Source organism: Rhizobium sp. BK529 (genome assembly GCF_014194105.1).
Lineage (GTDB): Bacteria > Pseudomonadota > Alphaproteobacteria > Rhizobiales > Rhizobiaceae > Rhizobium.
On sequence record NZ_JACIAU010000001.1, the window covers coordinates 541,277 to 553,661 of the forward strand.

11 protein-coding genes are annotated in these 12,385 nt (G+C 59.3%); 5 read left to right on the top strand and 6 right to left on the bottom strand.

Annotated elements, in window-relative coordinates; all coding sequences use genetic code 11:
- Nucleotides 1–38: 38 nt before the first annotated feature.
- The 6 genes from FHX08_RS02675 to FHX08_RS02700 form a co-directional block, all read right to left on the bottom strand.
- The gene (locus tag FHX08_RS02675; RefSeq protein WP_132653760.1) at nt 39–344 is read right to left on the bottom strand and encodes an NIPSNAP family protein; all 306 of its coding nucleotides are present in this window, start codon (nt 342–344) and stop codon (nt 39–41) included.
- A gap of 163 nt (nt 345–507) precedes the next feature.
- Nucleotides 508–1,569: an ABC transporter ATP-binding protein gene (locus FHX08_RS02680; RefSeq protein WP_132653761.1), complete on the bottom strand. Its 1,062-nt coding sequence runs from the start codon at nt 1,567–1,569 to the stop codon at nt 508–510.
- A 12-nt stretch (nt 1,570–1,581) separates the two neighbouring features.
- Nucleotides 1,582–2,370, bottom strand: a complete 789-nt coding sequence (locus tag FHX08_RS02685; protein ID WP_132653762.1) for an ABC transporter permease — start codon at nt 2,368–2,370, stop codon at nt 1,582–1,584.
- Nucleotides 2,367–3,260 (bottom strand): ABC transporter permease subunit, encoded by an 894-nt coding sequence (locus tag FHX08_RS02690; protein WP_132653763.1) that lies wholly within the window; start codon nt 3,258–3,260, stop codon nt 2,367–2,369. Before FHX08_RS02690 ends, FHX08_RS02685 begins: the two co-directional genes overlap by 4 nt.
- 76 nt (nt 3,261–3,336) lie before the next feature.
- Nucleotides 3,337–4,440, bottom strand: a complete 1,104-nt coding sequence (locus tag FHX08_RS02695) for an ABC transporter substrate-binding protein (protein WP_132653764.1) — start codon at nt 4,438–4,440, stop codon at nt 3,337–3,339.
- A gap of 190 nt (nt 4,441–4,630) precedes the next feature.
- Nucleotides 4,631–5,503 (bottom strand): MurR/RpiR family transcriptional regulator, encoded by an 873-nt coding sequence (locus FHX08_RS02700; protein WP_132653765.1) that lies wholly within the window; start codon nt 5,501–5,503, stop codon nt 4,631–4,633.
- Nucleotides 5,504–5,680: 177 nt separating this feature from the next.
- On the opposite strand from FHX08_RS02700, the gene FHX08_RS02705 reads away from it, so the two are divergent.
- The 5 genes from FHX08_RS02705 (at nt 5,681) to FHX08_RS02725 (ending at nt 12,259) form a co-directional block, all read left to right on the top strand.
- Nucleotides 5,681–6,451 (top strand): N-formylglutamate amidohydrolase, encoded by a 771-nt coding sequence (locus tag FHX08_RS02705; protein WP_132654308.1) that lies wholly within the window; start codon nt 5,681–5,683, stop codon nt 6,449–6,451.
- Nucleotides 6,452–6,568: 117 nt separating this feature from the next.
- Complete coding sequence (locus tag FHX08_RS02710; RefSeq protein WP_184326844.1) at nt 6,569–8,116, top strand: amino acid permease; 1,548 nt, start codon at nt 6,569–6,571, stop codon at nt 8,114–8,116.
- A 144-nt stretch (nt 8,117–8,260) separates the two neighbouring features.
- Complete coding sequence (locus FHX08_RS02715; protein ID WP_132653767.1) at nt 8,261–9,625, top strand: glutamine synthetase family protein; 1,365 nt, start codon at nt 8,261–8,263, stop codon at nt 9,623–9,625.
- A gap of 97 nt (nt 9,626–9,722) precedes the next feature.
- Complete coding sequence (locus FHX08_RS02720) at nt 9,723–11,108, top strand: aldehyde dehydrogenase family protein (protein WP_132653768.1); 1,386 nt, start codon at nt 9,723–9,725, stop codon at nt 11,106–11,108.
- On the top strand, nt 11,105–12,259 hold the full coding sequence (locus FHX08_RS02725; RefSeq protein WP_132653769.1) for an iron-containing alcohol dehydrogenase: 1,155 nt from the start codon (nt 11,105–11,107) through the stop codon (nt 12,257–12,259). The genes FHX08_RS02720 and FHX08_RS02725 overlap by 4 nt, the downstream gene beginning before the upstream one ends.
- The last annotated feature ends 126 nt before the right edge of the window (nt 12,260–12,385 follow it).

Genomic DNA, 12,385 nt, shown 5'->3' on the forward strand with positions numbered 1-12,385 from the left:
AAAAAGCGGGGCCCTTGGTTTCCGGCTAGAGAATATCTTCAGCCGAGAACCGGTCGCATGAAGCTGCGCTCGTAGCTGACGATGCTGCGATTGCGTTTGTCGAGTTCGAAAGCGGCCTGGCATTCCGGATCGCTTGCCATTCGCGTCCTGTAGTCCTCGTAGGCTGCAAGGCTCGGGAAGGAAAACAGTGCGACGGCAATGTTGTTGGCGCCTTCCGACGGCAGGAAATAGCCGTGATGGGTACCGCCCATCCTGTTGACGATGGGAATCCAGAGCCGGGCATATTCTTCGAATTCGGCGAGCTTATAGGGATCGATCACATAGCGCAGATAGCAGGTAATCATCGACATGTCCGTTTGTAGTGGCGGGCCTGTTTCTATGCGGCGCGTTCCGTCCCTTCAAGCCGAGCTTGCTGATGGCGCGATCACGATTGCTGATGATCTCCCGGCTGAAACGAAAAAGGCGCCGCATCGCCGGCGCCTTTCTGACGAATTCAATTGCCACCAGTCAGTCGCGGATGACGAGCAGATCGGCGGCCATGAAGCGAAGCGTGACGGTTTCGCCCGCGGATGGCGGGGTGATGCCGGGGCTGTTGAACATGTCGAAGGAGATCACGTTGCCGCCGACATCCATACGGGTGCGAATGACCGAACCCAGGAAGTGTGCGGAGACGACCTGACCGGTCAGTGCGGTATCGCTGCGAGCGCCTTCAGCCAGCGATCCGGCTTCCGGACGAAGCGCGAGCTGTACGGTGTCGCCGGCCTTGTAGGCCTGAACTGATTGCTTCAGTGTGACACTCTGATCGCCGATCTGGATGCGGTTGCTGTCGGGATCGACCACCTTGGCTTCGATGAGGTTCAGCGTGCCGACGAAGGAGGCGACGAAGCGCGTTGCCGGCGTGTTGTAGATCTCGAAGGGCGTGCCGATTTGGTCGGCCTTGCCGGCGTTCATGACGACGATGCGGTCGGAGATCGACAGCGCTTCTTCCTGGTCGTGCGTGACGAAAACGGTGGTGATGCCGAGCGACTGCTGGATCTGGCGGATTTCCTCGCGCAGTGAAACGCGGATCTTAGCGTCGAGAGCAGACAGCGGCTCGTCGAGCAGCAGAACCTGCGGCTTGACGGCAAGGGCGCGGGCGAGTGCTACGCGCTGCTGCTGGCCGCCTGACATCTGGTAGGGGAAGCGGTCGGCCAGATGCTCGAGCTTGATGAGGCCGAGCATTTCCTTGACGCGCTTGTCGATCTCAGGCTTCGGCGCACCTGCGACCTTCAGGCCGAAGGCAACATTGTCATGCACCGTCATGTTCGGGAAGAGGGCGTAGGCCTGGAAGACCATGCCGATATTGCGCTGGTTCGGCTTCAGCGCGCGCTGGTCCTTGCCGTTGATCGTCAGCGTGCCGCCGGTCGGCGCTTCGAAGCCAGCGATCATGCGCAGAACCGTCGTCTTGCCGCAGCCAGACGGGCCGAGGAAGGAGACGAATTCCCCTTTCTCGATGTCCATGTTGAAGTTCTTGACGACCTGGGTTTGGCCGAAAGATTTCTGAATATTGGTCAGGGTAAGAAAAGACATGAGCCAAATACCTTATGCTTTAGCCGGGCGGGCTTTGCCAAAGCGCGAAACGAGGTTGAGCAGGCCCATGCTGAGCCATGTGATCGAGAATGCGATAACCGCGAGCGCGGACGGCTCATAGGCCTTGTTCGCACCGACGAGCTGCAGGTAGGGGCCGAAGGCCGGGCGGTTCAGCAGGGCTGCGAAGGTAAACTCACCCATGACGATCGCGAGCGTTATGAAGGCACCCGAAAGCACGCCGCTCATGACGTTCGGAAAGATGCACTTGAACATGATCGTCGGCCAGCTGGCACCGAGGCTCTCAGCTGCTTCCGTCAGCGTTCGCACGTCAATCGCGCGCATGGCGGTATCGACGGAGCGGTACATGTAGGGCAGCGCAAGCGTCATATAGGAGATGACGAGCAAGATGTTCGTACCGGTCGTAAAGCCCGTCAGCGGTAGGATCGACGATGAGTTGTACATGCGCAGATAGCCGAACACGATGACGATCGCCGGAATGACGAGCGGTAGCAGCGTGATGAATTCGACGATCTGACGCATCTGCGGCACGCGCAGGCGCACCCAATAAGCCGTCGGCACGACGAGCAGCATGCCGAAGACAATGGTGAGGAGCGCCATCAGCATTGAATAGCCGAAGGTTGCCTGGAAGTCTGGATCGGAGAAGACTGAGCGGTAAGCATCGAAGCTGTAGACACCGCGGCGCATGCGCAGCGAGAATTCCAGCGTACCCAGCAGAGGCACGAAGAAGTAGATCGCGCCGATAATGATGGCGATCCAGGCGCCGATACGTTGTCCCGTCATTTCTGCCACCGTTCAGCGCGCATGCGCAGCATGAGATAGAGAACGTTCGATACGCCAGTAATGACGATCATGCCGAGCGCGATCGCGTAACCGAGGTTCGCATTGTGAAGAACATCGCCGCGGATCTGAGCGTAGAGCAGGATCGGCACGATGTTTAGCGATGAACCGGTCAGCGCATACGCGGTGGCGATGGCACCGAAAGCGTTGGCGAAGAGCAGAAGCGTCGTGCCAAGCAGGCTCGGCCACAGGATCGGCAAGGCGACCATGGTCCAGTACTGACGGTTGGTGGCGCCGAGGATCTGGGAAGCCTCACGCCATTCCTTCTTCATGCCGTCAAGAGCCGGCGTCAGGATCAGCACCATCAGCGGGATCTGAAAATACATGTAGGTGATGGTCAGGCCGGTGAAGGACAGCAGGTTGAAGCCCGTGGCGTAGAGATTGATGCCGAACCAGTCACGCAAGAATATGGTCACGAGGCCGGTGCGGCCCAGTGTCGCCAGGAACGAGAAAGCGAGCGGGATGCCGGCGAAATTCGAGGCGACACCGGAGAAGGTGAGCAGCGTGGAGCGGACCCAGGTCGGCAGGCCGCCGAGCACCACGGCCCAGGCGAGGAAGAAGCCGATCAGCGCACCGCCGAGAGCGGAGGCGACGGAAACACGGATACTGATCCAGTAAGCGCTCAGGATCGACGGCGTAAAAAGGTCGGCGATGTTCTGGAACGTGAATTGTCCGTCGGGCGTAAAGAACGCGCCCACGACCAGGTAGAGCGTCGGTATGATCAGGAATAACAGCGAAAATATAATGAAAGGCGCAATGCCCAGCCAGTCGATCACTTTATCTTTGTTGATCAAGGGCATGGCGCTGACCATTGGCGTTGAAACTGTGCTCATGGAAAAGCTCTTCCTGGGGCCAAGGAACGAGAAAGGCCTCTCCGTCGATTAGAGACGGAGAGGCCGGGTCAGTCAATTACTTGACGTTGGCGCCAACGACGCTGTCCCACTGCTTGGTGATGACGGCAGCGCCAGCGTTCTGTTCTTCAACAGACGGGAATACAGCCTTTGCATAGCCTTCGGCCGGCGGCAGCTTGTCGAGCAGCTCCTTCGGAACCTTGCCCTTCTGGGCGAGGTCGTTGAAGCGAATCGGGTGGCAGTAGCCCTTCAACCAGGCGATCTGACCTTCGTCCGAGTACAGGTACTCCATCCAGAGCTTGGCAGCGTTCGGATGCGGAGCGAAAGCGGAGATTGCCTGGACGTAAACGCCGGCGACAACGCCCGTCTGCGGAACGACGACTTCAACCGGCGGGTTGCCGTTGAGGCTGTCGCGCCATGCGAGGCCGTTGTAGTCCCAGCCGATGACGATCGGGGTGGAGCCCTGAGCAAGCGAAGCGGACTTGCCGATAACCGGAACGAGGTTGCCGGCCTTGTTGAGGTCGCCAAAGAACTTCAGACCAGCTTCACCAGCCTTGGCGGCCTCCTTTTCGCCAGCTGCGAGGCCAGCGGCATAAACAGCCTGATAAGCCTGGTTGGAAACGCGCGGGTCGCCAGCGAGCGAAACGGTGTTTGCGTATTCCGGCTTCTTCAGGTCGGCCCAGTCCTTCGGGACGTTCTTGACGATGTCCGTGTTCACGACAAAAGTCAGAGCGCCGTAGTAATCGCCGTACCAGTAGCCTTCAGCGTCCTTTGCAGAGTCCGGAATGGAATCCCAGGTGGAAACCTTATAGGGCTGGAGCAAGCCATCCTTCTTGGCGGACGGGCCGAAGGAAAGGCCAACGTCGACGACGTCAGGAGCCTGCGGGCCGGTGTTGCCCTTGTTTGCCTTAATGGCTTCGATTTCGTCGCCCGAACCGGCATCCGGGTTCAGTTCGTTGACTTCGATACCGTACTTTGCCTTGAAAGCGGAGATCAGGTCGCCGTAACCGCACCAGCTGTGCGGCAGAGCGATTGTCGTCAGCGTGCCTTCCTTCTTGGCGGCTGCGATAAGATCGGCGCTCGGCTCAGCGGCTGCGATCGCAGTCGAAGCAACGATCATCGCAGTAGAAAGCGAGAGCAGTCGAGAAATGTTAGAGATCACTGTTGTTCTCCTTCGGGTTTTCAGTGTCCGATGTGCTGTTACTGGCGTTAGATGAAGCTTGTATGACAGTTGGATGACGCTAATTTTGCCATGAATAGCGGGCGTTAGCTGCAGATGTTTCGTTTGCGACAGGCTATTCTGTTTCCGCGTGATCCGTCGTTGTTTTTGCCCTTATTTTTACTGGTCCCTCCTAGCCGGGTTTGCGGAAAAGCCGCGTCTGTTCGAACAGCCCTTCCAGCGTTTTCATGCGCTCCTTCGTCTCGTCCCAGGTCGAGTTCTGCACGGCTTCGATCAGTGCTTCGACGATGAAGAGCGTGACGACGGAGGAGTCCCATGCTGACGGCGCCTCGATCTGCACGCGAAAGGCGTGACGGGCGAGCTTGGCGGCGGGCGAGCCCCATTGGTCGGTGAAGACGATGATTTCGGCTCCGCGCTTGCGGGCTGCAGTGGCAAGGCTCGCCATTTCCTGCTCGTATCGGCGGATATCGAAGATGATCAGCAGGTCGCCCGGATTCATATTGAGAACATATTGCGGCCAACTCGACGAATTGGACGAGAGTAACGCGGTGTTCGGACGAATGACCTGCATATGGGTAAAGAAGTATTCAGCGAGCGCGCCGGTGATGCGCCCACCGACGAAATAAAGCGTGCGCTTGCGGTCGGAGAGCAGGGCCGCGACATTATCGAAGGTAGCGGTATCGAGATCTGTCAGCGTCTGGCGCAGATTGCCCATGATGGCATCGGCGAAGCGGTTCAATATATGCGTGCCCGGCGCATTCTGGGCCCAGCGGTCATGTTTGGCGATCGGGTTGGAGATCGTCGCCTCGACTTCCTGATGCAGATGCTGCTGGAAATCCGGATAGCCCTTGTAGCCGAGCTTCTGGACCATGCGCACGACTGTCGGCGTGGAGACGCCGGCATTCTCGGCGATGGTGGTGATGCTGCCGAGACCGGAGACGGGATAGTTATCGAGCAGGCTTTCGGCCAACTGCCTTTCGGCGCGCGTGAGCACGCCTAAATGCGAATGAATGACATCCGAAACGGTCTTAGCCGCGACACTCACTTGATTTTGCTCCCCGGGATGGTCTGGCGCCACTTTCCCATCGAAAGTTAACAACGCTGTCACAATCCATGTCAATGACTGTCATGAAAAGAAATTTTCAGAGCGAGCTTGACACTGCGATGAAGCTGAAGAATTCTTTTCTTATAAAGGATTTATTAAGCGATGGGGGAAGCGCCTTTGGTGCTGGCTCAGGCCCAAATTCTCAGCGAGGCAGACGGCGATTGCGTCGCAATCGATCGCGTCGACGGCAAGAGCCCCGTGCTCCTTATCTGCGAGCACGCATCCCGCACGCTTCCCCGACATTTCGGTAATCTCGGCCTTTCCGAAGAAGCGCTTTCGAGCCATATTGCCTGGGATCCTGGCGCACTGGCCGTTGCCCGCAATATCTCGGCGGCTCTGGATGCGACGCTCATCTACCAGCGGTTCTCGCGGCTGATATATGACTGCAACCGGCCGCCAAACTCGCCGGGCGCAATGCCTGAGGTCAGCGAGATCTACTCGATTCCCGGCAACAAGGATTTGACGGAAGGCGAGCGCAATGCCCGCACGGAAGCGCTCTACCTGCCGTTCCATGATGAGGTGCGCCGCCTGATCCGCGAGCGGCAGGCGAGGGGGCAGGATAGCGTCATCGTGACGATCCACAGTTTCACGCCGGTCTATAATGGCTGGCAGCGGACCGTGGAGCTCGGCATCCTCCATGATGAGGACAGCCGTCTTGCCGACCGCATGCTGGGTTTTGCTGCCAACGCGCCGCTCTACCGTACCGAACGCAACGAACCCTATGGTCCTGCCGACGGCGTGACGCACACGCTGATCCTGCATGGCATTTCCAACGGGCTTCGCAATGTTATGATCGAGGTCCGCAACGACCTCATCGCAGACGATACCGGCCAAGGGGTCGTGGCCGACTATCTCACAAGGCTTCTCCAGCAAAGTCTGGATGGCTGAATAAAAAGACCCCGGGGAGCAGTTTAACTGCGAACAGTCCGCAAGGCGAAAAGCCGCGGGCACTATTGGCACAGGATCGACCGCAATCCCGCGGGCGATTGTCAACAGGGGGAAGTCATGTCGGACTATTCCGAAAGTGATAAGAAGCAGGATATGAGTATCCTGCATTCCATGGGCTATGCCCAGGAACTTGAACGGCGAATGAGCTCGTTCTCGAACTTTGCCGTTTCCTTCTCAATCATCTGCATCCTGTCGGGTGGGATCAACTCGCTCGCGCAAGCAACCGCAGGTGCAGGCGGTGCCGCGATCGGCATCGGCTGGCCGCTAGGTTGCTTCGTCTCGCTCGTCTTCGCGGTCGCGATGGCGCAGATCAGCTCCGCATATCCGACGGCCGGCGGCCTCTACCATTGGGGCTCGATCCTCGGCAACCGCTTCACCGGCTGGCTGACTGCCTGGTTCAACCTGCTCGGTCTCGTCACCGTTCTCGGCGCCATCAATGTCGGCACCTATTACTTCTTCATGGGTGCCTTCGGGACGAGCTATCTCGGCCTGACGGACACGACGACGGTGCGTATCATCTTCCTGGTGATCATCACCGGCGCGCAGGCGCTCGTGAACCACATGGGCATCGGCCTGACTGCCAAGCTCACGGACTGTTCGGGCTATCTGATCTTCGCAACCTCGATCGCGCTCGCGGCCGTATGTCTGCTGTCAGCTCCGTCCTATGAGTTCGGACGGCTCTTCACCTTCGCCAATTATTCCGGCGAAGCCGGCGGCAACGTCTGGCCGTCGACATCGGGCATTTGGGTATTTCTGCTCGGTCTGCTGCTGCCGATCTACACGATAACGGGCTATGACGCTTCCGCCCATACATCGGAAGAAACGGTCAAGGCAGCGCATTCCGTACCGCGCGGCATGGTCTCCTCCGTGCTCTGGTCGGCGCTCTTCGGCTACATTATGCTGTGCGCTTTCGTGCTCATGCTGCCGAACATGGACGATGCGGCAAAGCAGGGCTGGAACGTATTCTTCTGGGCGATGGATACGCAGGTCAATTCGGTCGTGAAGGATATCCTTTACCTCGCGATCCTCGTCAGCCAGTGGTTATGCGGGCTTGCGACCGTCACCTCGGTCTCGCGCATGATCTTTGCCTTCTCGCGCGATGGTGGCCTGCCGGCTTCCAAGGCGCTGTCGAAGGTCAGCCCTAAGCATCGCACGCCGGTTGCGGCTATCTGGACGGGTTCGATCCTTTCGGTGCTCTTCGTCTGGGGTTCTTCGCTCGTTTCTATCGGCGAGACGCCGGTTTACACGATCGTCGTATCGTGCACGGTCATCTTCCTGTTCTTCTCCTTCGCGATCCCGATCACGCTCGGCCTCTTAGCCTGGGGGACATCGAAGTGGGACAAGATGGGTCCGTGGAATCTTGGCGAGGGCACGTTCAAGCTCTTCGCGGTTCTCTCGATCCTTGCAATGATCCTGATCTTCGTCCTCGGTATCCAGCCGCCGAACGACTGGGCGCTTTACATCACCGTCGGTTTCCTGGTGCTGACGGGCATCGTCTGGTTCGGCTTCGAAAGCCGCCGCTTCAAGGGGCCGCCGATTGGCGACGAAGTGGCAAGGCGCCAGGCCGAAATCGCAGCGGCTGAAAGGGCTGTCGGCGAACGCTGAACATCGAGGCTTCCCTCTCAATGGCGGGGCCGCACCATGCGGCCCCCTCACGGTTCAATGAAAGGGTATGGTCGGGTCGGTCCCGGTGGTCGCATGTCGTTTCGTTGTCCCGATTTCCCGGTTTCACTTTCAGGCGGATAAATCATGAGCAGCTACACTCTCGACGATCTCAGACAGGACGTTGCCGACGGGCGCATCGATACGGTGCTAGCCTGCCAGGTGGACATGCAGGGGCGCCTGATGGGCAAACGTTTCCAGGCTGAATATTTCCTCGAAAGCGCCTGGAAGGAGACGCACAGCTGCAACTATCTGCAGGCGACGGACATGGAGATGGAAACCGTCTCCGGCTACAAGGCGACGAGTTGGGAGAAGGGGTACGGCGACTATACGATGAAGCCGGATCTTTCGACGCTCCGGCTCATTCCTTGGCTCGAAGGCACCGCGCTCGTGCTCTGCGACGTGCTCGATCATCATACGCATGAGGAAGTGGCCCATTCGCCGCGCGCGATCCTGAAAAAGCAGGTGAAGCGGCTGGAGGCGATGGGCATGAAAGCCTACATGGCTTCGGAGCTCGAATTCTTCCTCTTCGACCAGAGCTATGATGCCGCGCAGGCTTCCGGCTATCGCAATCTCAAGCTCGCGAGCGCCTATAATGAAGATTACCACATCTTCCAGACGACCAAGGAAGAAGAGGTGATGCGGGCAATTCGCAAGGGTCTGCAGGGTGCGGGCATTCCGGTCGAAAACTCCAAGGGCGAGGCATCCGCTGGTCAGGAAGAAATCAACGTGCGCTACGCCGATGCGTTGACGATGGCGGACCGCCACGCGATCATCAAGAACGGCTGCAAGGAAATTGCGTGGTCGAAGGGCAAGGCGATCACTTTCCTTGCCAAGTGGCATTACAATGCTGCCGGCAGCTCCTCGCATATCCATCAATCGCTCTGGAGCCTGGAAGAAAAGCCGCTCTTCTTCGATCATACCGGCCATTACGGCATGTCTCCGCTGATGCAAAATTATATTGCCGGGCTGCTCAGCCATGCGAGCGAGATCACCTATTTCCTGGCGCCCTACATCAATTCCTACAAGCGGTTTATGGCCGGCACCTTTGCGCCGACCAAGGCCATCTGGAGCAAGGACAACCGTACGGCGGGTTATCGCCTCTGCGGTGAGGAGACCAAGGCGATCCGCATCGAATGCCGTGTCGGCGGCTCCGATCTCAATCCGTATCTTGCCTTCGCAGCACTGATCGCTGCCGGCATCGACGGCATTGAGAAGAAGCTGGAACTGGAAGCGCCTTATGTGGGCGACGCCTATTTCGGCAAGGATATTCGCGAAATTCCGCGCACGCTGCGCGCTGCAACGAAGGCAATGACGGAATCGGAGATGCTGCGCGCGGCCTTCGGCGACGAGGTGATCGACCACTATACACGCGCCGCCGAATGGGAGCAGGAAGAATACGACCGCCGCGTGACGGATTGGGAAGTGGCGCGCGGCTTCGAGAGAGCTTAAGAACATATCCGAAGCGGAAGGCCGGCGACTGGTTCTCCTACGGAGGGCGAGTCGCGGCGTCTTTCCCTGCGGCTCAGAAGAAAACAGGATTCAGATCATGACAATGATCCAATGCATTTCGCCGGTTGACGGCTCGGTTTATGCGGAGCGTCCGGCGCTTTCGCTCGAAGCGGCCAAGGAAGCCGTGGCGCGTGCACGCAAGGCGCAGAAACCCTGGGCCAGGCGCCCGCTCGAAGATCGTGTTCAACTGGTGCTGAAGGGTGTCGCCCGTCTCAATGAGATGTCCGATGTCGTCGTGCCCGAGCTTGCCTGGCAGATGGGCCGGCCGATCAAGTATGGCGGCGAATATCGCGGCTTCAACGAGCGCTCCAACTATGTTGCCTCGATCGCCGCGGATGCGCTGGCGCCGCTCGTCGTCGAGGAGAGCGACAAGTTCGAACGCCGCATCGAGCGCGAAGCGCATGGCGTCGTCTTCGTCGTGGCGCCTTGGAACTATCCCTATATGACGGCGATCAATACGATTGCTCCCGCCTTGATGGCCGGTAACACCGTCGTGCTCAAGCATGCATCGCAGACGCTGCTCGTCGGCGAGCGGCTGGTGCAGGCCTTCGTCGAGGCGGGTGTGCCCGAGGATGTGTTCCAGAACGTCTTCCTCGATCATGAGACGACCTCGGCGCTGATCGCCGCCGGCAGTTTCAACTTCATCAATTTCACCGGTTCGGTCGAAGGCGGCCGCTCGATGGAGCGCGCTGCTGCCGGCACCTTCACCGGGCTCGGCCTCGAGCTCGGCGGCAAGGACCCCGGCTATGTGATGGACGATGCCGATCTCGATGCTGCCGTCGATACGCTGATGGATGGCGCGACCTATAATTCCGGCCAGTGCTGCTGCGGCATCGAGCGCATCTATGTGCATGAATCGCTCTACGACGCCTTCGTCGAAAAGTCGGTGGCCTGGGTTTCGAACTACAAGCTCGGCAATCCGCTTGATCCGGAAACATCGCTCGGGCCGATGGCACACAAGCGTTTCGCCAAGGTGGTGCGCGAGCAGGTCGCCGATGCAGTTGCCAAGGGCGCCAAGGCGCTCGTCGATCCGAAGCTTTTTCCGGCCGATGACGGCGGCGCCTATCTCGCCCCGCAGATCCTCGTCAATGTCGATCATTCCATGGCTTTCATGCGCGAAGAAACCTTCGGCCCGGCCGTCGGTATCATGAAGGTCAAGAACGACGATGAAGCGCTGGCGCTGATGAACGACAGCCAGTACGGACTCACCGCCTCGCTCTGGACCAAGGATGCGGAGCGGGCAGGGCGGCTCGGCCGCGAAATCGAAACCGGCACCGTCTTCATGAATCGCGCCGATTATCTCGATCCAGCCCTGTGCTGGACCGGCGTCAAGGAAACCGGCCGCGGCGGCTCGCTGTCGATCATCGGCTTCCACAATCTGACGCGCCCGAAATCCTACCATCTCAAGAAGGTTACAGCATGAGCAGCGCCAACATCACCGCCAACTGGAGCTATCCGACATCGGTCAAGCTCGGCCGGGGCCGCATCAAGGAACTGGCCGACGCCTGCAAGAGCCTCGGCATGAAAAAGCCGCTGCTCGTCACCGACCGCGGCCTCGCCGCGATGGCTATCACCAAGAATGCGTTCGACATTCTCGAAGACGCCGGCCTCGGTCGGGCGATCTTTGCCGATGTCGATCCGAACCCGAACGAGAAGAACCTCGAAGCGGGCATTAAGGCCTTCCGCGATGGCGGCCATGACGGCGTGGTCGCCTTCGGCGGTGGCTCGGGCCTCGACCTCGGTAAATGCGTTGCCTTCATGGTCGGTCAGACGCGACCGGTGTGGGATTTCGAGGATATCGGCGACTGGTGGACACGGGCGAGCATTGAAGGCATCGCGCCGATCGTTGCCGTGCCGACGACGGCCGGCACGGGCTCGGAAGTCGGTCGCGCCAGCGTCATCACCAATTCCGTGACGCACGTGAAGAAGATCATTTTCCATCCGAAGTTCCTGCCGGGTGTCGTCATCGCCGATCCGGAGCTGACGGTCGGCATGCCGAAGATCATCACTGCCGGCACCGGCATGGATGCCTTTGCCCATTGCCTGGAAGCCTATTCCTCGCCCTTCTATCATCCGATGTCGGCCGGCATCGCGCTGGAGGGCATGCGTCTCGTCAAGGAATTCCTGCCCCGCGCTTACCGTGAAGGCACGGACCTGGAAGCCCGCGCCAACATGATGTCGGCAGCCGCCATGGGCGCTGTCGCCTTCCAGAAGGGCCTCGGCGCCATCCATGCGCTCTCGCACCCGATCGGCGCCGTCTACAACACGCATCATGGCATGACCAATGCCGTCGTCATGCCGGCTGTCCTGCGCTTCAACCGCTCGGCCATCGAAGAGAAGATCGCCCGTGCGGCTGCCTATCTCGGAATTTCTGGCGGTTTTGACGGTTTCTACGATTACGTCCTGAAGCTGCGTTCCGAACTCAACGTCCCCGACAATCTGACGGCGATGGGAATCACCCCGGATCGGATCGACGAACTGGCGGCGATGGCGATTGAAGACCCGAGCGCCGGCGGTAACCCGGTGGCAATGACGCTCGAAAATACCAAGGCCCTGTTTAAGGATTGCTTCTGATCAGATAAAGGCGGACCTATCAATTTGCCCGGAAAACTCTGGTTTTCCGGGCTTTCTTTTTGGCTTTGGATTTTCGGGCATCCTTATTTCTGATGATGCGAAAAATGCAGGCCGCATTTTGAGCAG